22 protein-coding genes and 1 tRNA gene are annotated in these 19566 nt (G+C 64.7%); 12 read left to right on the top strand and 11 right to left on the bottom strand.

Annotated elements, in window-relative coordinates:
• Positions 1 to 235 precede the first annotated feature (235 nt).
• The 5 genes from ACQ7JA_RS14820 to ACQ7JA_RS14800 form a co-directional block, all read right to left on the bottom strand.
• Entirely contained in the window at positions 236 to 1399 is a 1164-nt protein-coding gene (locus ACQ7JA_RS14820) for a serine hydrolase domain-containing protein (protein ID WP_430898979.1), read from the bottom strand.
• Positions 1396 to 1869, bottom strand: coding sequence for a CYTH domain-containing protein (locus ACQ7JA_RS14815; RefSeq protein ID WP_430898977.1), 474 nt, complete (start codon positions 1867 to 1869; stop codon positions 1396 to 1398). Before ACQ7JA_RS14815 ends, ACQ7JA_RS14820 begins: the two co-directional genes overlap by 4 nt.
• 12 nt (positions 1870 to 1881) lie before the next feature.
• Positions 1882 to 3003 (bottom strand): M14 family metallopeptidase, encoded by a 1122-nt coding sequence (locus tag ACQ7JA_RS14810; protein ID WP_430898975.1) that lies wholly within the window; start codon positions 3001 to 3003, stop codon positions 1882 to 1884.
• Positions 3004 to 3105: 102 nt separating this feature from the next.
• Positions 3106 to 3471 carry a hypothetical protein gene (locus ACQ7JA_RS14805; RefSeq protein WP_430898973.1) on the bottom strand — a complete coding sequence of 122 codons (366 nt, stop codon included), beginning with the start codon at positions 3469 to 3471 and terminating at the stop codon, positions 3106 to 3108.
• 197 nt (positions 3472 to 3668) lie between these two features.
• Positions 3669 to 3983, bottom strand: a complete 315-nt coding sequence (locus ACQ7JA_RS14800; protein WP_258825893.1) for a KGG domain-containing protein — start codon at positions 3981 to 3983, stop codon at positions 3669 to 3671.
• A gap of 316 nt (positions 3984 to 4299) precedes the next feature.
• Here ACQ7JA_RS14800 and ACQ7JA_RS14795 point away from each other — a divergent pair, with 316 nt between their 5' ends.
• The 5 genes from ACQ7JA_RS14795 to ACQ7JA_RS14775 all read left to right on the top strand — a co-directional run bounded on the left by ACQ7JA_RS14795 (position 4300) and on the right by ACQ7JA_RS14775 (position 8318).
• Positions 4300 to 4947, top strand: a complete 648-nt coding sequence (locus ACQ7JA_RS14795) for a hypothetical protein (protein ID WP_430898971.1) — start codon at positions 4300 to 4302, stop codon at positions 4945 to 4947.
• Complete coding sequence (locus ACQ7JA_RS14790; protein WP_430898969.1) at positions 4944 to 5279, top strand: hypothetical protein; 336 nt, start codon at positions 4944 to 4946, stop codon at positions 5277 to 5279. The genes ACQ7JA_RS14795 and ACQ7JA_RS14790 overlap by 4 nt, the downstream gene beginning before the upstream one ends.
• Positions 5280 to 5527: 248 nt before the next feature.
• Complete coding sequence (locus tag ACQ7JA_RS14785; RefSeq protein ID WP_430898967.1) at positions 5528 to 6523, top strand: glycosyltransferase family 2 protein; 996 nt, start codon at positions 5528 to 5530, stop codon at positions 6521 to 6523.
• A 19-nt stretch (positions 6524 to 6542) separates the two neighbouring features.
• Positions 6543 to 7658, top strand: a complete 1116-nt coding sequence (locus ACQ7JA_RS14780; protein ID WP_430898965.1) for a glycosyltransferase — start codon at positions 6543 to 6545, stop codon at positions 7656 to 7658.
• A 96-nt stretch (positions 7659 to 7754) separates the two neighbouring features.
• Entirely contained in the window at positions 7755 to 8318 is a 564-nt protein-coding gene (locus ACQ7JA_RS14775; RefSeq protein WP_430898963.1) for a D-glycero-alpha-D-manno-heptose-1,7-bisphosphate 7-phosphatase, read from the top strand.
• Between the two features lie 158 nt (positions 8319 to 8476).
• On the opposite strand, the gene ACQ7JA_RS14770 is transcribed toward ACQ7JA_RS14775, so the two are convergent.
• Positions 8477 to 8553: transfer RNA gene (locus tag ACQ7JA_RS14770), tRNA-Pro, on the bottom strand.
• A 152-nt stretch (positions 8554 to 8705) separates the two neighbouring features.
• On the opposite strand from ACQ7JA_RS14770, the gene ACQ7JA_RS14765 reads away from it, so the two are divergent.
• Positions 8706 to 8951: a hypothetical protein gene (locus tag ACQ7JA_RS14765; RefSeq protein WP_430898961.1), complete on the top strand. Its 246-nt coding sequence runs from the start codon at positions 8706 to 8708 to the stop codon at positions 8949 to 8951.
• A gap of 17 nt (positions 8952 to 8968) precedes the next feature.
• Here the strand turns inward: ACQ7JA_RS14765 and ACQ7JA_RS14760 are convergent, their stop codons facing one another.
• Positions 8969 to 9229, bottom strand: a complete 261-nt coding sequence (locus ACQ7JA_RS14760; RefSeq protein ID WP_430898959.1) for a hypothetical protein — start codon at positions 9227 to 9229, stop codon at positions 8969 to 8971.
• 3 nt (positions 9230 to 9232) lie between these two features.
• Positions 9233 to 11119: an MFS transporter gene (locus tag ACQ7JA_RS14755; protein WP_430898957.1), complete on the bottom strand. Its 1887-nt coding sequence runs from the start codon at positions 11117 to 11119 to the stop codon at positions 9233 to 9235.
• A 258-nt stretch (positions 11120 to 11377) separates the two neighbouring features.
• Between ACQ7JA_RS14755 and ACQ7JA_RS14750 the strand changes: the two genes are divergently transcribed.
• Entirely contained in the window at positions 11378 to 11560 is a 183-nt protein-coding gene (locus ACQ7JA_RS14750) for a hypothetical protein (protein ID WP_430898955.1), read from the top strand.
• A gap of 70 nt (positions 11561 to 11630) precedes the next feature.
• Here the strand turns inward: ACQ7JA_RS14750 and ACQ7JA_RS14745 are convergent, their stop codons facing one another.
• Both ACQ7JA_RS14745 and ACQ7JA_RS14740 read right to left on the bottom strand, forming a co-directional pair.
• Entirely contained in the window at positions 11631 to 12950 is a 1320-nt protein-coding gene (locus tag ACQ7JA_RS14745) for a homoserine dehydrogenase (RefSeq protein WP_430898953.1), read from the bottom strand.
• 25 nt (positions 12951 to 12975) lie between these two features.
• Positions 12976 to 14202, bottom strand: coding sequence for a pyridoxal phosphate-dependent aminotransferase (locus ACQ7JA_RS14740; protein ID WP_430898952.1), 1227 nt, complete (start codon positions 14200 to 14202; stop codon positions 12976 to 12978).
• A gap of 128 nt (positions 14203 to 14330) precedes the next feature.
• On the opposite strand from ACQ7JA_RS14740, the gene ACQ7JA_RS14735 reads away from it, so the two are divergent.
• A complete protein-coding gene (locus ACQ7JA_RS14735) occupies positions 14331 to 14717 on the top strand; it encodes an Mth938-like domain-containing protein (RefSeq protein ID WP_430898950.1) in 387 nt (128 codons plus the stop codon).
• A 72-nt stretch (positions 14718 to 14789) separates the two neighbouring features.
• A complete protein-coding gene (locus ACQ7JA_RS14730) occupies positions 14790 to 15164 on the top strand; it encodes an EamA family transporter (protein ID WP_430898948.1) in 375 nt (124 codons plus the stop codon).
• Between the two features lie 30 nt (positions 15165 to 15194).
• On the opposite strand, the gene ACQ7JA_RS14725 is transcribed toward ACQ7JA_RS14730, so the two are convergent.
• Complete coding sequence (locus ACQ7JA_RS14725) at positions 15195 to 15818, bottom strand: PEP-CTERM sorting domain-containing protein (RefSeq protein WP_430898946.1); 624 nt, start codon at positions 15816 to 15818, stop codon at positions 15195 to 15197.
• Between the two features lie 294 nt (positions 15819 to 16112).
• Here ACQ7JA_RS14725 and ACQ7JA_RS14720 point away from each other — a divergent pair, with 294 nt between their 5' ends.
• From ACQ7JA_RS14720 to ACQ7JA_RS14710, 3 genes are all read left to right on the top strand, one after another.
• Complete coding sequence (locus ACQ7JA_RS14720) at positions 16113 to 16604, top strand: peroxiredoxin (RefSeq protein ID WP_430898944.1); 492 nt, start codon at positions 16113 to 16115, stop codon at positions 16602 to 16604.
• A 226-nt stretch (positions 16605 to 16830) separates the two neighbouring features.
• Positions 16831 to 18681: a PhoH family protein gene (locus ACQ7JA_RS14715; RefSeq protein WP_430898942.1), complete on the top strand. Its 1851-nt coding sequence runs from the start codon at positions 16831 to 16833 to the stop codon at positions 18679 to 18681.
• 76 nt (positions 18682 to 18757) lie between these two features.
• Entirely contained in the window at positions 18758 to 19540 is a 783-nt protein-coding gene (locus tag ACQ7JA_RS14710; protein ID WP_430898940.1) for a hypothetical protein, read from the top strand.
• The last annotated feature ends 26 nt before the right edge of the window (positions 19541 to 19566 follow it).

The following is a 19566-nucleotide window of genomic DNA, read 5'->3' as shown; positions in this document are numbered from 1 at the left end:
CGCCTATCACCGCCGTTTCCGTCAGTGGCTGGCGCGGTTCAATGGTGTGGCGTCACGATATCTGCCGAACTATCTTGGCTGGCAGTGGGCGCTCGACGGTCGGCGTATCGAGACGGCCGAGCGGCTGTTATGTGTGGCGCTTGGTGGTTTCAGCACGGCGAGCCCACACTGAACGGTGACAGCGCCAAAGAAACGGCCCGCAGATGCGGGCCGTTGCGCAGGACTTGCAGAAAGATCAGCGCGGCAGGCTGGCGATCACCCTGGTGGCGAAGTCGGCCACGTTGCCGGCATGCCAGCGCCAGACGATCACCAGATCGTGGTCGGGCGAGACGAGGATGGTGTTGCTGCCGGCGCCCAGGGCGGCGTAGGCATTCGCGGGCAGGCCGGGCAGGTTCTTGCCCTGGGTGTTGAGCCACCACAGGTAGCCGTAGTCCGGTCCGTGGGCGCTTGGCGTCAAGGCCGCCTGCACATAGCTTGGGGGCAGGATCTGCTTGCCATTCCACGCCCCCTTGCGCAGCCACAGGTAGCCGAAGCGCGCCATGTCCCAGGAATTGATCCACATACCGCCGCCCCAGCGGGTGCCGCCGCTCACCGAGGGCGCCGGCTTGCCGTTCAGCTCCACATAGCTGTTATGGTAAGGCACCCACTTCCAGCTGCTGGAGGCGCCGATCAGATCCATCACCTCCTGCTGGAACACCTCCGGCACCGGCCTGCCGAACACGCGCAGCAGCGACAGTGCGAAGCGGTTGATGCGCACGTCGTTGTATTCGTAGAAGCTGCCCGGCGCTAGCAAGGCGCGCGGCTTGCGCTCCCCAGCCCCGAAGGCGTCCTTGCCGATGAAGTCGGCATTCTTGCCCCACAGGCTGCCTTCCCACTCCGACTCCTGCTGCAGGTGCTGCTTCCACGTCACCTGGCTGTTGCGCGCCGAGGCATAGCCGCCGTCATTCACGCGTTTTGCCACCGGTTCGTCCACCACCAGGCGGCCGTCGCGCACGGCCACGCCGGCGACCGTCGCCAGGATGCTCTTGGCCACCGAATAGGTCGGGTCGACAAAGCTGGTGTCGCCGAACTCGGCGACCACATAGCCCTTAAAGATCACCAGGCCATTGGTATGCGCGCGCCGGGTCGGCATCGAGCCCAGGCGGGCCCCGAAGGTGGCTTCCTGGTCCGAGAAATCGAGAGCGCGCTTCGTTTCATGGGATTGCGCGAACCGCACGGCGTTCGCCAGGGCTTGCGCGTCGATTCCGAGTTCGGCGGGCGCTTTGCGCGCCCACTCTCCGCTTGGCGGGAAATAGCTATGCTGCGAGCTCTGCTGCGCCGCGGCGCCGGCGGGCAGCAGCGCGGCGAACGTTGCCGCAACCGTGAATTCCAGCAGGCTGCGGCGCGAGGCTTGGATCATGGAGTGGTCCACTTCGAATAAGGCAGCCTGATCAGGCTGGAATTGTAGTAGCGGCGTTCGCCGGTGACTTCATTGCCGATCCAGTCTGGCAGGTCGAAGACGGTGTCCTCGGCCGGCAGCTCGATCTCGGCCACCACCAGGCCCGCATTCTCGCCCAGGAATTCATCGACTTCCCAGGTGAAGCCCTGGAAGTCGATGCGGCGCCGGTATTTCTCGACGAGGGGACGTTCGCAGAGGCGGTCGAGCAGTTCCTCGGCATCCCGCAGCGGAATCGGGTATTCCCATTCGCCGCGGCTGGCGCCTTCGCTCTTGCTCTTGATGGTGAGCACACCCTGCTCGCCCTCGATGCGCACGCGCACGGTGCGCTCCGGGTCGGCGCTCAGGTAGCCCTGGCGCAGCAGGACCGGCGCGCCCAGCGTGCGCCAGGCATCGCCGGAGACGAGAAACTTGCGCTCGATTTCGACGCCCATGCCGGTCTCCCTTCAGTCGAGCGTCTGCAGGATCGGCTGCAGGATCGCCGCGCCCAGGGCCGCGCTGCGCGCGCCGTTCCAGCCGACATGCGGGTCGGGCAGGTTGGCGTTGTCCTTGAACGGCATCTCCAGCGTCAGGGACAGGCACTTGAAGGTGTGGCCGATGTACTTGGAGGCCAGGGTCAGGAGTTCCTCGTTGTACTTGCTCGCCAGGTAGCCATGGACGTTCTGGAAGTCCGGGCTGGCCGCCATGTAGCGCTGGATGAAGGCGTTCTGTTCTTCGAGGCGCTCCGGGGTGAAGTCGGCCAGCATCTCGCTGCCGGCCACGAAGTTGTAGGGCAAAGCTTCGTCGCCGTGGATGTCGAAGAACATGTCGACGCCCGTCTCGTGGATCTTTTCCTTCACGCACAGCACTTCCGGGCTGCGCTCGAGCGAGGGGGTCATCCACTCGCGGTTCAGGTTGGCGCCGGCCGCATTGGTGCGCAGGTTGCCGCGCACCGAGCCGTCCGGGTTCATGTTCGGCACGATGTAGAACACGGCGCGCTGCAGGAGCTTGCGCGACACCGGGTTGGCGTCGTCGAGCAGCGCATCCATCATGCCCTCGACGAACCATTCGGCCATGGTTTCTCCCGGGTGCTGGCGGGCGATCACCCAGATCTTCTTTTCCGCCTGCGGATTGCCGATCACGACCAGGTTCATGTCGCGGCCGTCGATCGTGGTGCCGATGTCGTGCACGCGCGCGATCGGGTTCTCGGCCACCTCACCGAGCAGGCGCAGGTGACGCTCCCAGGTGTAGGGTTCGAAGTAGGCGTAGTAGATGCTGTCGAGTTCGGGCGTATGGTTGACGGTCATGATTTGACCGTCGAAGCTGGTCGGCACGCGGAACCAGTTCTCGGTGTCGTAGCTGGCGGCGACCTGGTAGTCCTCGAAGCCCTTCGGATAGGTCGCCTGGCCGGCGTTCAGGAAACGGATCGTGCAGGCCTGTCCGCGCGCGCCCTGCAGGCGGAAGTGGAACCACTGGTGGATGTCGGCGTGCGAATCCTTGCGCAGGTTCAGGTCGATCTGTTTCGGGCTGCTCGCGTTGACGACCTCGATGGCGCCGGAGTCGAAGGTCTGGCTGATTTTGATGGGCATGGCTAATCCTTGATGGTTGCAAAGGCACGGGCGCCTGGGGCGCGCGACTACCGGCAATCATAAGGCAGGCACCCTGCCCGCTCCGGCGCCGCGCCGGATTTCTTACTGTGCGTCGAGGTCGATCAGGTCCTTGGCGTAGGCGAGCATCACCTGGCGCATCAGTTCGACGTTGCTGCGGTCGAGCACGACCACCAGGTCTTCCTTGGCGTTCGAGACGAACTGCATGCGCAGCTTGCCCGGCAGTTCCTTGCACTGCACGTACTCGGCGCGCGGGGTGTAGGGATTGTCCCAGTCCTGCTGCGTGATCGGGTTGGGGGCCGGCGGCGGCTGCAGGCGCGGATCCTGGTTGACGGGCAGGTGCTTGAGGAGCCAGAACACGATATTGGCCGGCACCTGGATGCTCACATCGCTCGCGCCGTGCGAGGTGAACTTGACCAGCAACAGGTTGCCGACCTTGTCGCACGACATGGACATGCTCTTGACTTGACGAATGACCGCTGATTTCACGACGTAAATCCTAGGGAAAGGTTGGAAAAGGCGCTGCGATTCTAACTCATCCCCCAGGCAAATAGTGTGGTATCAGAAACAAAACGGGGAGCTCGCGCTCCCCGTGGGTTTGCCTCACGCGCCCTGCCGTCCCGCGGCAGCGGCGCTTGCCGGCCGGCTTACTCTTTCGAGCCGCCGCGGTTGCCGCCCTGCGAAGCACGGCCGCCCTTGGCGGACGCGGCGCGCGACGGGCCACCCGAGCCGGCGCTGGCCGACTGGCGGTTGCCATGGCTCATGCTGCCGGCACGGCGTGCCTCTTCCGAGGTGAATTCATGGGCAGTGCCCTTCGCGTGGGCTGCCTTGCCACCCTGGCTAGCGATCTCACGCTGGCGGGCCGGATCCATCGAAGCGAAACCGCGGTTGCGGGTGCCGCTGCTCTGGCTGTTGCCGCCCTGGTTGCTGCCCTGTTTGTTACCTTGATTACCTGAGGCCATGATGAGTTTCTCCCTGTTCACTTATAAACCGCCGCGTCCTGCGGCAGGCTGTTACCGTCACCAATATGATGAGCGCGAAATCATCTTAGGCAGTGCAATTGGATGAGGGTATAGGACGCTTTCAGATGACTTTGTAGGACTTCGCGCGACAGAAAATGCACCAGTGAAAATGTACTTCCAGTAGTCAACAAAAGTTCTTGGTAACAGTCCTACAAGGCACCCCTACCTCTTCCTATACTGAACCTCGGGCCCAACGCGCATGATGGCAATATCAGGCGGCATATGCGCGCCTCGACACGCAATGAAAGGAGTCGACATGGACGCGAATCAACGCAGCGAAGTCAACAACCAGACCAATAACGGCGCCAACGAGAAATGGACTCCAGACGCCAAGGGCAATACTACCGGCGGTCCGCTGGACCATACCTATCCGCAGGGTACGAGCCGCCAGCAGGGCATCCGCGGCGAGAACGAGATGCGCGGGGCGCAGAATCCTTCGCGCATGGGCCGGCAGGAAGTGGCAGCCGAGGATGGCGCGCGTGCGGACCACGAAACCACGCTGGCGGGCGCGGTTCCGGACGACTTGCCGGGCGGATCGCTGCAAAGCCAGCAGACCGGCGGCTCCGGCCCTCAGCAAGGCATCACCGACAGCCACCAGCGCCAGATGGAACAGCACTCGGAGGCATGGGGCCTGCTGGAACAGCCGGTCGGCCACCGCGACCGCCACTCCGGTACCGACGTGCGCCACCATCAGGCAGGCAACACCCAGGCCACCGAGGCGATGAATCCCCAGAACACGGCGCAACCCGAGCTCCAGGGCGGCTCCCTGGGGCGCCACCATGACGCGCCGGCCGGCACCTATCAAGCGCAGGGGGCCGCAGGCAACCGGCAAAGCGATACGCACGGCGAAGGCACCGGCATGGCGGTCGGCCCCCATCGCGCGCGGCAAGGGAGGAAGGCATGAACGAGCAAAAGGACCAGAACCGGCAGACCAGCACCGACCGCAGCGGCTCGCAGACCGGCCCGGCCGGCCGCGAAGGCGAGGCCCCGGTGCCCGACACGCCCGTGGTGCACGAGTCGAACGACGTCAGCGGCGGCCTGCCGCGCAGCCCCGGCAACAGCGGCCCGCGCGCCGACAATCCGGGCTGGCATCCCGCGCAAAGCGTGGATGCCGAAAAGAACCCGGTCCACGAGTCGAACGACCTGGGCGGCGGCCTGCCCAAGAGCCCGGCCGGCGCCAACCGCCTGGCGGGCGACCGCAAGATGGACGACGACACCGGCTTTTCGCGCGGCTGACCGCGCGCGCAGCGCGGCTTGCGCCTTGCGCGCACTTCCCACAGGCAGGCCCGGCACATCGCCGGGCCGCGTCGACGCTTGATCCACCTCCAAGGCCCGTAAGCTCAGCGGAACCCCACCGTTAGGCGCCCACTCCAACCGCACTCAACACGCCTCCTTGCCAGCATCGCCGTGCCTTCACGGGCGCGCGTCGTGTCGCACGAAGCGACCCGTATGCGGCAGGGCGGCGGACCAACGCGGAGGTGGAGATGCCTGCAACGGATGACGCAACGCTCGCGGTTTCGGTGGTGGTGCCTGCCTGTGGCCGCATGGACCTGCTCGATCGCAACCTGGACGCCCTGATGCGCCAGCAGCTCGATCCGCAGCGCTTCGAGATCGTCGTCGTCGACGACGAACCCAACCACAACACCCTGCACCTGGTCGCCGGCTGGCGCACCCGCACCCTCGAGCGCGGGCCGCGCCTGTCTTACGTGGCCAATTCCGGGCCGAGCGGCCCGGCCTCGGCGCGCAACCGCGGATGGCGCGCGGCGCGCGCGCCCATCGTCGCCTTCACCAGCGACGACGCGGTGCCCGAGCCCACCTGGCTGTCCGAGGGCCTGGCCGCCTTCCAGGACGGCCTCGACGTCGTCTGCGGCCGCATCCGCACGCCGGTACCGGCCCGCCCCACGGAGCAGCAGCGCAGTGCGCGCGTGCTGGAGGAAGCCGACTTCACCAGCGCCAACTGCTTCTTCCGCAAGCCCGTGCTCGAACGGCTGGAGGGTTTCGACGAACGCTTCAACGTCCCGCGCGGCAGCGACGCCGACCTGCACTTCCGCCTGCTGGAACACGGCATCGCGATCGGCCGGGCCCCGCGCGCCCTCGTGGTGCACCCGGTGCGGCCGGCGCCCTGGGGCGCCAGCCTGCTGCAGATCCGCCACGCGGTATTCGATGCCCTGCTGTACAAGAAACACCCGGCCCTCTACCGCCAGAAAATCGAACCGCGCCCGCGCTGGGACCACTACCTCATCGTCGCCACGCTGCTGCTGGGGCTGGCCAGCCTGCTCATGGGGCTCACCATCTTCGCGACGCTCGCCTTCGCCGCCTGGCTGCTGCTCACCATCCGGCTGTGCGCGCACCGCCTGCGCGCCGTCGCGCACACGCCGGCCCACGTCGCCGACCTGGTCCTCACCTCCGCCCTGCTCCCGCCGCTGGCCGTGTTCTGGCGCCTGACGGGCGCGCTGCGCTACCGCGTCCGCTTCGCCTGACTTCCTGAACGGCATCGATATGTCCATCCACCACATCGACCGACCCGCGCGCCTGCGCATCGCCATGTTCACGGAGGCGTGCACCGCTTCCGTCCTCCGTGACCTTGCCGGCGCCGCGGCGCGCATCCACCTCGAACGCCTCGCTGCCGAACTCGTATTCATGGGGCACCACGTCGACGTGCATGCCGGCGCCGTCCCTCCCGGCCAAAGCCACGAATACGATATCGCACACGCGCATTCGCTCATCGCGGGGCAGGCCGCGCTGCGCCTGCACGAGGCATCCGGTGTTCCCTATATCCTGAGCACGAACATCGCAGACAGGTCCCGCGCGGCCCCTGCCCTCACCGGCGAACCCGACACCGCCATCCTGCGCGGAGCCAGCCGGGTCCTGGTCACGGGTCCGCAGCAGGCCTCCACGCTGGAACGGACGCATCGCATCGCCCCGGAGCGTACCGCGCCCCTCTTGCGTGGTTTCGATCCGCAGGAACTCCACCCCTTGCCGATGCACGAAGCGCGCGCGAGGCTGGGCCTCGATCACCAGCGCTTCATCGTCCTGTATGTCGGGAAATTTGCGCCTCGCAAGGGCATCGACACCCTCATCCAGGGTGTCGCCATGCTACGCCGCCGTCACGCCATCGATGCCTGCCTGATGCTTGCGGGTGGCGGGCTGCCGGACGAGGCCCTCGAAATCGCGCGGCTGAAGCAGATCGCCTCGGAGCTCGGCGTGGGCGAGCACGTGCTGTTCGCTAATCCGCAGCCGCGCAGCAGCCTGCGCGAGCTCTACGCCGCCGCCCACGTCTTCGCCGCGACGCCCTGGTACGAACCCTTCGGCCTGCCTCCGATCGAGGCGATGGCATGCGCACGCCCGCTGGTCGTGTCCGAACTCGGCGCCATCGGCACGGTTGTCGATGACGGCCGCACGGGCTTCCTGATTCCCTCGCGCGACCCGGTGGCGCTCGTCGACCGGCTTGCGCGCCTGCACCGGTGCCCTGGACTGGCGCGCGCCATGGGCGAAGCGGGCAGACGCCGCGCTTGCGAACAGTACACCTGGCGGCGCCAGGCCGCCAAATTGCTCGACCTCTACCGCGAAGCCCTGTACGGCGCGGAACAGGAAGACATCCGGCATGCTTCGTGACCCGGGAAATACTGCTATGCGTATGCGGCAGTTCAGGGCAGCACACGGATCGGCGGCGCAGCCGGGCCGCCTGCGCGGGCAGGCAGGGGCGGCTGCATGAAGGCGATCTTCCTCGACAAGGACGGCACCCTCGTCGACGACCTGCCCTACAACGTCGAGCCGCGCCGCATCCGCCTCGTGAGCGGCGCGGGCGCGGCGCTGCGCCTGCTGGCCCGGCTCGACTACCGCTTCTTCGTCATCACCAACCAGTCCGGCATCGCCCACGGCTGCTTCGGGGAAGAAGCAATGGGCCCCGTGGCCGACCGCCTGCACGACCTGCTGTTCCGCGAAAACCTGACAATGGACGGCTTTTACTATTGCCCGCACCATCCCCTCGGCACGGTCGGGGCCTATGCCATGGTCTGCGCCTGCCGCAAACCCTCGCCCGGCATGCTGCTCAAGGCCGCACTCGAGCACGGCATCGACCTGCGTGCCTCCTGGATGGTGGGCGACATCCTGCACGACGTCGAGGCCGGCAACCGCGCGGGCTGCCGTACCCTCCTGATCGACAACGGCAACGAGACCGAATGGCGCCTCGGCCCGCGCCGCGTGCCCACCCGCATGGCGCCCGACCTGTACGCCGCCGCCGTCCTCATCGCCAGCCACGAAGAAGAGCGGTAAACGGATCTAGTCTTCGTTTTCGCTGACTTCCATCATTGCAGCCGATAACATGCGAAAGCGGAAGATACCAGGACAGTCGGACTGGGTGGGTGCATAGCCGCAGTGGCAGCGGAAACAAAAAAGGCCAGCGCAATGGCTGACCCAATAATGTGATTTGTTGGTCGGGGCGAGAGGATTCGAACCTCCGACCCCCTGCACCCCATGCAGGTACGCTACCAGGCTGCGCTACGCCCCGACTAACTCTGGAATTATAACAGAGCTTGGCGGAAAGATTGAGCTTTTGTTAGTGAATGCGCATCTTTCTTGTGCTTTCGCATGGGCGCGCTTATCGCTCGAAGTACCAGGGAACGATGCTATGCTTGAAGCCCGCTCATCCATCCTTGTGCAATGCAACCAACCGTCTTGTCCCTGCTCTGCACCGTCGCCATGGTCTTCACGGTCTGGCTGATCCTGCCAATCTTTTTCCTCGGCCCGCTGGCCATCTACTTCGGTTGGAAATCGTTCAAGCAGGTCAGCACGGGTCTTCCCGCGCCGAGTCCGGGCAGGCGCCTTCTGGCACTGACACCCATGCTGCTTGCCATCGTAACGATGGCGGGAATGATCACGGTGGTCAACGTCGGCTACAGGGCCTGACGCGTTCACGCCGCCAGTTAATACAAGCCCGCCTTCCGATACCAGCGAAGGCAGGCGCTTTCAAGGACGAAGAAGAAGACGAGCCCCACTACCGGCCAGGCTTCATGAAAGACCACTGCCGCAAGCAACGGCATGACACCGAAGCGGCACGCCAGCTTGTAGACCAGAGGAAGCGCCTCATAACGTGCAGCTTTTTCGGGATCCCGGCGAAACTCCCTCCGGCTCATCCACGCTTGCAACAGCATCACCGCCGCATAGACGCCCAGGAAATTCAGCACGCCCTACTTCCAGTCGCCCCGCAGCGCCAGCACCTGCTGCTGCAGATACTCGGGCGATGCCGCCTCCGGCGCCACCGGTACGCCCACCGCCAGCGCCAGCTTTGAACGGATCCCGCGCGCGAACGAGCGCTCGAACAGGTTCGACGGGTCGCGCGTGAACACGCTGCCCCACAGCCCGCGCAGCGCCATCGGGATCACCGGCACCTTGCTGCGCTCGACAATCTTGGCAATCCCGCCGCGGAATTCGTTGATCTCGCCCGTGTGGGTCAGCTTCCCTTCCGGGAAAATGCAGACCAGTTCACCCTCGTGCAGGGCTTGCGCGATGTCGATGAAGGCGCGCTCCATCAGGAAGGGATCGTCCTTGGCCGGCGCGATGGGAATCGCCTTGGCCGCGCGGAAGATCCAGCCCAGGAAGGGCGTCTTGAAAATGCGGTGGTCCATGACGAAGCGGATCGGGCGCGGGCTGGCGGCGCCGATCACCAGCGCGTCGACGTAGGACACGTGGTTACACACCAGCACCGCCGGACCCGCTTCCGGAATGCGGTCGGCGTCGATGGTGCGCACACGGTAGCCGGTGTGGATCAGCATCCAGGCCAGGAAGCGCATCAGGAATTCCGGCACCAGCGAGAAGATGTACACGGCCACGCAGGCATTGAGCAGCGCAGTGATCAGGAACAGTTCGGGAATGGTGAAGCCCTGGCCCAGCAGCGCGATCGCCACGCCGGCGGCCGCCACCATGAAGAGCGCATTCAGGATGTTCATGCCGGCGATGGTGCGCGAGACGTGCTGCGGGTCGCAACGGGTCTGGATCAGGGCGAACAGGGGCACGATGAAGAGGCCGCCGAACACGCCGATCAGGACCAGGTCGAGCAGGATGCGCCACACGCCCGGCAGGGTCACCAGGGTCATCGCGCCGACCGTCGCGGTATTCGTGTAGGCGACGCTGGCGAAGTACAGGTCGATGCCGAATACCGACAGGCCGATGGCGCCGAAAGGCACGAGACCGATCTCGACCTTGTGGCCCGAGAGCTTCTCGCACAGCAGGGAGCCGGCGCCGATGCCCAGCGAGAATACGGTCAGCAGCAGCATGATGACGCTGTGGTCGCCGTGCAGGTAGTCCTTGGCGTAGAGCGGAAACTGCGACAGCACCAGGGCGCCGTAGAACCAGAACCAGGAGTTGCCGAGCATCGAGAGGAAGACCGTGCGGTTCTGGCTCGAGAACTTCAGGTTGCGCACCGATTCCACGAAGGGATTCAGGCTGATCTTCAACTCCGGCACCGGCGCCGGCGAAGCCGGGATGCGCCAGCTGGCCGCCAGTCCCAGCAAGGCACACAGCAGGGTGCCGCCGACAACCAGTTCGATGCCCCAGGGTTTGTAGCCCACCAGCAAGGTGCCCACCACCTCGCCCAGCAGGATGCCGACAAACGTCCCCATCTCGATGACGCCATTGCCGCCGACCAGTTCTTCCGGTTTCAGCTGCTGCGGCAGGTAGGCGTACTTGACCGGCCCGAACAGGGTCGAATGCAGGCCCATGCCGACCACGGCCGCGATCAGGATCCACAAGGTGTGGGTCAGCCATCCGATCGCCGCCACCAGCATGATCCCGATCTCGAGCAGCTTGACGAAACGTGCCATGCTGCCCTTGTCGAACTTGTCGGCGATCTGGCCCGCCGTCGCCGAGAACAGGACGAAGGGCAGGATGAACAGGCCGGCGACCAGGTTGTTCAGCAGCGCCGGGTCTTGGGTGGTCCAGCTTGCCGTGTCGAAGGTCAGGGCGACCAGCAGCGCGGTCTTGAACAGGTTGTCGTTGAAGGCACCAAAGAACTGGGTCCAGAAGAACGGGCCGAAGCGGCGTTGCGTCAGCAGGGAAAACTGGCTCGGTTTGCTCATGCGGTGGGGCTCGTCTAAAAGAAGGTATCCGAAATCTACAACAGCGGGCGCGGCACACTACCAGGCTCAACTATTGCGTTGCAGATACTAAACCGTAAAGTCGCGGCTGGCGATACCCGATGGGTAAAAAGCATAGACCGCAGCCTCGTTCAAGCGGCGCGCCGCGTAAATCCGGCGCATCAAGAAGCGCCGTTGAAACGTCTCAAGGGAGGTCGGAGTCGTGTGAATTGTGCAGCGCAGCGCAGGTAGAATCCGCGGATGACTTCTTCCGACTTCCTCCTGTGCTACGCCAGCGTGACAACCGCGCTGTTCGACCAGATCGAACACGACATGCTGGCCCAGACCTGCGCCTTCATCGACGATGACGAGGCTCTCCTCCCCCTCCCCTGCGACCTTGCTTCGAGTCCTTGTAGCCGGCCCATGGACATGCCGATGACATAAAAAAACGATTCGATGTCCGAAGGCTCGCCTCGGAATCGAATCGTTTCCAGACGCCGGTAGCCGGCCAGGCTCAGCTCAGCGCTTCGAGGCGGATGCGCGTCACCTTGCTGATGACCGCCGGCAGCTTCTCGATCTTCTCGATGGCGGCATCGATATTCTTCTCACGCGTCTGGTGCGTCAGCAGGATGATGTCGAGGTTGACCTGGTCGCCCGGTTCCTTCTGCAGCACGGCGTCGATCGAGATGCCGGCGTCGGCCAGGATGCGGGTCAGGTCGGCCATCACGCCGAGCTGGTCCTTCACATAGACGCGCAGATAGTAGCTGGTGGTGATCTCGGCCATCGGCATGATGGCGACGTCGGTCATCTGGTTCGGCTGGAAGGCCAGGTGCGGCACGCGGCAGTAGGGGTCGACGGTGGCCAGGCGGGTCACGTCGACCAGGTCGGCGATGACCGCCGAGGCGGTCGGTTCGGAACCCGCGCCCTTGCCGTAGTAGAGCGAAGCGCCGACGGCGTCGGCCTGCACCAGCACCGCGTTCATCGCGCCTTCCACGTTGGCGATCAGGCGCGACGAAGGAATCAGGGTCGGATGCACGCGCAGCTCGATGCCTTCGCCAGACTCCGTCCGGGTGCGGCGCGTGATGCCCAGCAGCTTGATGCGGTAGCCGAGCTGCTCGGCGTAGCGGATGTCGCGCGCCTGCAGCTGGCTGATGCCCTCGATATACGCCTTGTCGAACTGCACCGGGATGCCGAAGGCGATCGCCGACATGATGGTGAGCTTGTGTGCCGCATCCACGCCCTCGATGTCGAAGGTCGGGTCGGCTTCGGCGTAGCCGAGTTCCTGGGCCTGCTTCAGCACGGTGGCGAAGTCCAGGCCCTTCTCGCGCATTTCCGAGAGGATGAAGTTGGTGGTGCCGTTGATGATGCCGGCCACCGACTCGATGCGGTTGGCGGTCAGGCCCTCGCGCAGCGCCTTGATGATCGGCACCCCGCCGGCCACGGCCGCCTCGAACGCTACCGTCACGCCCTTTTCCTGGGCCGCGGCGAAGATTTCGTTGCCGTGCAGGGCCAACAGGGCCTTGTTGGCGGTCACGACGTGCTTGCCGTTGGCAATGGCCTTGAGCACCAGTTCACGGGGCAGATCGTAGCCGCCGATCAGTTCGACGACGATGTCGATGTCCGGATTGTTCACCACAGCGAACGGGTCGCCCACGACCTCGACGCCCGCGCCGACGACCGCGCGCGCCTTGTCGAGGTTGCGCGCCGCCACCATCGTAATCTCGATACCGCGGCCGGCGCGGCGGCGGATCTCCTCCTGGTTGCGTTGAAGAACGTTAAAGGTGCCGGCGCCGACGGTGCCGACGCCCAGGAGGCCTACTTTGATGGGATTCATGTGATGTGTCCGTGTATACGTGATGTCAGCGCGCGTGGCGTCGTCGGTAGCCGTCGAGGAAACGCGCGATACGACCGCAAGCGTCTAGCAGGTCGTCGGAATTGGGAAGGAACACCAGCCGGAAGTGATCCGGGGCAATCCAGTTGAAGCCGGTGCCTTGCACCAGCAGCACTTTTTCCTCGGACAGCAGTTCGCAGATGAACTGCTGGTCGTCCGTGATCGGGTACATCTTCGGATCGAGGCGGGGGAACATGTAGAGCGCCGCTTTTGGCTTGACGCAGGACACGCCCGGAATATCGGTGAGCAGCTTGTGCGCGAGGTCGCGCTGTTTCAGGAGGCGTCCGCCGGGGCCGACCAGGTCGGCGATGGACTGGTAGCCGCCGAGGGCGGTCTGGATCGCGTACTGGCCCGGGGCGTTGGCGCACAGGCGCATCGAGGCCAGCATGTTCAGGCCTTCGATATAGCCTTTCGCATGGCGCTTCTCGCCCGAGACCACCATCCAGCCGGCGCGGTAGCCGCAGGAGCGGTAGTTCTTGGACAGGCCGTTCAGGGTCAGGAACAGCACGTCGTCGGCCAGCGAGGCGATCGAGACGTGTTCCTCGCCGTCGTACAGGGTCTTGTCGTAGATTTCGTCGGCGTAGATGATCAGGCCGTGCTGGCGCGCCAGCTCGACGATCTCGAGCAGCACCTCGCGGTGGTACAGGGCGCCGGTCGGGTTGTTCGGATTGATGACGACGATCGCGCGCGTGTTCGGCGTGATCTTCTTGCGCATGTCCTCGATGTCGGGCAGCCAGCCGGCCCCCTCGTCGCAGACGTAGTGCACCGGGTTGCCGCCCGCCAGGCTGACCGCCGCGGTCCACAGGGGATAGTCGGGCGCCGGCACCAGCACCTCGTCGCCGTTATTCAGCAGGCCCTGCATCGCCATGACGATCAGTTCCGACGCGCCATTGCCCAGGTAGATGTCGTCGATGCCCACGCCGGCAATGTTCTTGCCCTGGGTGTAGTGCATGACGGCCTTGCGCGGCGCGAACATGCCCTTCGAATCCGTATAGCCGGCGGCGCCATGCATATTGCGGATCATGTCATGGACGATCTCGTCCGGCGGATCGAAGCCGAACACGGCCAGGTTGCCGATATTGAGCTTGATGATCTTCTGGCCGTCGTCCTCCATCTGACGGGCCTTTTCCAGCGCCGGGCCACGAATTTCGTAGCAAACATCATCCAGCTTGTTCGATTTCAGGATCGGTCGCATGTCTCTCCAGCTCGGTGGCGCTTTGTTGCAGTGCGAAAAATACCATTCTGCCGAAAGCGCCCGATTTAAGCAACCTCGCCTCTCCGGGTACAATGTTTCGACTAAAGTAACCCCGGATCGACCATACGATGAAGCTCCATTCCGACAACAACGAGAAGTACCAGACCGTCACCGGCTACGACGCCAGCGGGGTCGAGATCAACGCCCAGCGCTTCAATTTCAGCCTGACGGTGCTGCCGGAAGTGCCGCCGCGGCCCTGGCCTGTGACGCGCTTCGAAGACCTGACGGCTGCCCATTTCGAGCAGATCGCCCAGGACCGGCCCGATGTGGTCGTGCTCGGCACCGGCGCGCGCCAGCGCTTCGTGCACCCCAAGCTGGTCGCCAGCCTGTCCGCCCTCCACGTCGGCGTGGAAAGCATGGACAGCCAGGCCGCCTGCCGCACCTACAATGTGCTGATGGGCGAAGGCCGCAAGGTCACCCTGGCCCTGATCATCGAAGCATCCGCTGGCGCCTGAGTTCGCCAAGCTCCGCCTCGACGCGCCGTTCGCCACGACGCGGCGGGCGCTTGCAACCACCATAACAAGAACATGAATTCTTCCGCCTTCATCTTCATCATCACGGGCGTCATCCTGAACGCCGCCGCCCAGCTCCTCCTCAAGGCCGGCACCAATGCCCTCGGCGGCGCCATCCACCTGACCCGCGAGAACTGGTTCGCGACGGGACTGAAGGTCGCCACGCAGTGGCCGATCATGGCCGGCATGCTCTGCTACGTCATTTCGCTGGTGGTCTGGATCATGGGCCTGTCGCGTACCGACGTGACGGTCGCCTACCCCATGCTCTCGCTGGGCTACGTGATCGGCGCGATCGGCGCCTGGCTGTTTCTCGGTGAAGTGATTTCGCCCCAGCGCATGCTGGCGATCGGGGTGATCATGCTGGGCGTGGTGCTGCTGGCCCGTAGCTGACGGGCCGCAGGATGAAGCGATGAGGAGGAATCAGGCCTTGCGGCGCGCGGCGAGGAAACCGAGCATGCCCAGGCCCAGCAGCGCCAGCGAGGCCGGTTCGGGCACGTCGCCGCTTGCCGACGGGTCCGTCACCACGAAGGAACCGTAGACCGGGCCGGTGTATGCCAGGTCATCGCCGATGCTGCCGCTGACGGCCATGAAACCCCAGGCTTCGCCCAGGCCCAGGTTGAGGGTGAAGGATGTCGACAACAGCGCGTCGCCGGTAGCGCCTGCCAGCAGCGTCGTGTTGGCGGGCTCGCCCTGCCAGATGTACATGCCGGTCGACGAGCCATCCCATTGGCGGTTGGAACTCAGGTCGATGTTCAGCGTCAGCGCGCCGGCCTTGACGGCCCTGGTGCCGAACACATAGGTCTGGGTCGGCGTGCCGATCCAGCTTCCGCCCGCGATGTAGCGATAGGACAGGGTGTTGCGGTCGATGGTCACATCGCTGAACCATTCGGTGATGTTCCAGCCCTCGGCCCAGCCGCCGACCCACTGCTGGCCCAGCGGGCCCTTGCCGGTAGTCTGCTCGTAGATGCCGATCGGTTCGGCCATGGCCGGAATGACGGACAGGGCGAGGCTGGCGGCGAGAGCGATGGTGCGGAAAGTGCGCATGAAGATCCTTCGATGTTTGATTGGAAACTATACATCCATTAAAGCAACTTTCATGCCAAAATAAAATGTTCATTTGAAACAAATGCTTATGCGCTGGCGTTTTCCTCAATGTAAAAGATTTCGACAGTCATCACGATCAAACAAATAAATTTCAATTCGACATCTTGAAAAATTGAAACATTGCCTCACCTTGCCTCCCTGAGCCGTCCATACAGGACTAGCGAGGGAGCACAGCGCCGATTATCATTCTGGTATTCGTCCTGCCCCACCAGGAACCCGGCAGCCAATGCCGCCATGACACGCCAGGAGAGCCCCGTGGCCGAAAGCCTTACCGCCGCACCCGTCGAGAATTTTTCCGCGCCCATGACGGGCGAGCAGACCTTTGAACTTGCCGGCCGTCCGGCGAAGTACACCGTGCTGTACTTCTACCCCAAGGACAACACGCCGGGCTGCACCACGGAGAGCATCGCCTTCCGCGAAGCGTATCCGCAGATCCAGGCCCTGGGGGCCGAAATCTACGGCATCAGCCGCGACTCCCTGCGCTCGCACGAGAACTTCAAGGGCAAGCTCGGCCTGCCCTTCGAGCTGATCTCCGATCCGGAGGAAAAAGTGTGCAATCAGTTCGCCGTCATGAAGATGAAAAATATGTATGGCAAACAAGTGCGCGGTGTAGAGCGCAGTACGTTTATCATTGACGCTCAAGGCCGATTGGTGAAAGAATGGCGTGGCGTGAAAGTCAACGACCACGTGGCCGAAGTGCTGGAATTTCTGAAGAGCCAGCCCTGAAAAATGGATGGCTCCGGTGATTAACTTGCTGGATACCTGCCGCCTATTTTGAGTCACACGTTTCAATCACATCCGCACCAATCCAACCTGGCTCCAGCCGGACCGGCATCCTCCGGCTTGCAGCCTGCATTCCACCAAGCCTTCCTAGTTGCATCGTTCCCGCGCAGCGGCGCTGCCCTGCCGCGCCCGCGCGCTCGACCAAGCCTTTTTTAGATAGAGAACCAAGATGCCACTGCCAAAAATGCCCACGAAGCCGGCCACCATGCTGCTGGCAAAAGATTACCCGAAGGCTGAACCGGGCAAGTCGCCCGTGCGCCCGGCGTCCGCCAAGACCGACGCCGACCTCGAAGACCTGATCAGCGGCCAGGCCGTGCCATCGCCGAAAGCGGGCAAGGCGCGCAAGGGCAAGGCCGCCGCCAACGAACCGTCCGTCGCTGCCGGCGTCACCGGCGCCGCGCCGGTCGACACCAATGCCACGCCGAGCGCCCCAGCCCCCGCTGGCGAAGCGCCGCTGGCCAAGGCGCCCGCCCGCAAGTCGAAGGACGGCGCCACCGCGCGCCTACCGGTTGTCCGTACCCGGGAAACCGACGCCGACCTGCCGCATCCGGCCAAGCACAAGCCGGTCGAAGTCACCGTCAAATCGTCCACCAGCCGCAAGGCCGACAAATCCGGCACCACCAAGGTCTTCGTGCTCGACACGAACGTGCTGATGCACGACCCGACCTCGCTGTTCCGCTTCGAGGAACATGACGTCTACCTGCCGATGATGACGCTGGAAGAACTCGACAACCACAAGAAGGGCATGTCCGAAGTCGCGCGCAATGCGCGCCAGGTGGCGCGCACCCTGGACGCCCTGATCGCGAATGTCGATGACGATGCCATCGAAGCCGGCATCCCGCTGGCCAAGCTCGGCAACAAGGATGCCCGGGGCCGCCTCTACTTCCAGACCAACCTGGATTCCGCGCCTTTGCCGGAAGGTCTGCCGGAGGGCAAGGCCGACAACCAGATCCTCGGCGTGGTGCGTGCGCTCGAAGACCGGATGGCCGGCCGCGCGATCGTGCTGGTGTCGAAAGACATCAATATGCGCATCAAGGCGCGCGCCCTGGGACTGCCGGCCGAGGACTATTTCAACGACCACGTGCTGGAAGACACCGACCTGCTGTACTCGGGCATCGTCCAGCTGCCGGACGATTTCTGGAACAAGCATGGCAAGGACATGGAGTCCTGGCAGGAAAACAAGAACGGCAACTCGGCCACCTTCTACCGCGTGACCGGCCCCGTGATTCCGACCCTGCTGGTGAACCAGTTCGTGTTCATGGAGCCGCAGAATGGCGAGGCGCCCTTCTATGGCCAAGTGAAACAGATCAACGGCAAGACCGCCGTCTTCCAGACCCTGCGCGACTATAGCCACAACAAGAACAATGTCTGGGGCATCACGGCGCGCAACCGCGAGCAGAACTTCGCCCTGAACCTGCTCATGAATCCGGAGTGCGACTTCGTCACCCTGCTCGGCCAGGCCGGTACCGGTAAAACCCTGCTGGCCCTGGCCGCGGGCCTGGCGCAGGTGCTGGAGACCAAGCAGTACAACGAGATCATCGTCACCCGCGTCACCGTGCCGGTAGGCGAGGACATCGGCTTCCTGCCGGGTACCGAGGAAGAGAAGATGTCGCCGTGGATGGGCGCTTTCGACGACAACCTCGAGGTGCTGATGAAGTCCGACAGCGACGGCGGCGACTGGGGCCGCGCCGCGACCCAGGACCTGATCCGCTCGCGCATCAAGATCAAGTCGCTGAACTTCATGCGTGGCCGTACCTTCGTGAACAAATTCCTCATCATCGACGAAGCGCAAAACCTGACGCCGAAGCAGATGAAGACCCTGGTCACGCGCGCCGGTCCCGGCACCAAGATCCTGTGCCTCGGTAACATCGCCCAGATCGACACGCCCTACCTCACCGAAGGCTCGAGCGGCCTGACCTATGTGGTCGACCGCTTCAAGGGCTGGGGCCACAGCGGCCACGTCACCCTGGCGCGCGGCGAACGCTCGCGCCTGGCGGACCACGCCAGCGACGTGCTCTGAGCGCATCAAGCCATTGTCCGAAACGCCCGCTTGCAAAAGCGGGCGTTTTTCTTTTCAGCCCCCCCATTCACCACGCATGCTTTTTCTCCTCAAGCTCCTGCTCGTCCCTTCCCTGATCGCCCTCGTCACCCTGGCCGGCCGCCGCTGGGGTCCCGCCATCGCGGGCTGGCTGTCGGCCTTTCCCATCGTCGCCGGCCCCATCCTGCTGGCGATCGCCCTCGAACAGGGTCCGGCCTTCGCCTCGGTCGCCGCCGCCAACACCCTGATGGCGGTGCTGGCCATCCTGGTCTTCAGCGTCGCCTACGCACGCAACGCCCGGCGCGGCATGCCGCGGGCGATGCTGGCCGCCCTGCTGGCCTATGCGCTGGCGGTCGCCGTGCTGCAGGCGCTGCCACTGCCGCTGTGGGCCGGTTTCCCTGCCGTGCTGGCCGGCCTGCTGGTGGCGCCTTACCTGTTCGGCCCTGCGCCGGAACAGGTGCCCGCCACCGGCAAGCCGGCAAACGACCTGCCCTGGCGCATGCTGGCCGGCGCCATCCTTTCCCTCAGCGTCACCTATGCCGCGGCCTCGCTCGGCCCGCGCCTCTCCGGCCTGTTTGCCATGTTCCCCGTGATGAGCACGGTGCTGGTCGGCTTCTCGCACCGCGCCAACGGGCCCGGCTTCGCGGTCGCCCTGCTGCGCGGGATGATCAAGGGCTATTTCGCCTTCGCAGTGTTCTGCGTGACCCTGTCGCTGCTGCTGCGCGACCAGGCGATCGGCGCCGCCTTCCTGCTTGCGACCGGCGCCGCCCTGCTCGTGCTGCTCGTGCAGAAAAAGTGGATCGGTGCGCCGCAGCGTGCCAGCCGGACCAAGGCGACTTAAAATAGCCGGGTCCAAACACGAGGAGA

The sequence above is a fragment of the Massilia sp. BKSP1R2A-1 genome (assembly GCF_050586525.1).
Lineage (GTDB): Bacteria > Pseudomonadota > Gammaproteobacteria > Burkholderiales > Burkholderiaceae_D > Telluria.
The sequence above is the reverse complement of the archived record's forward strand: the minus strand, read 5'-3'. Positions and strand labels throughout refer to the sequence as shown.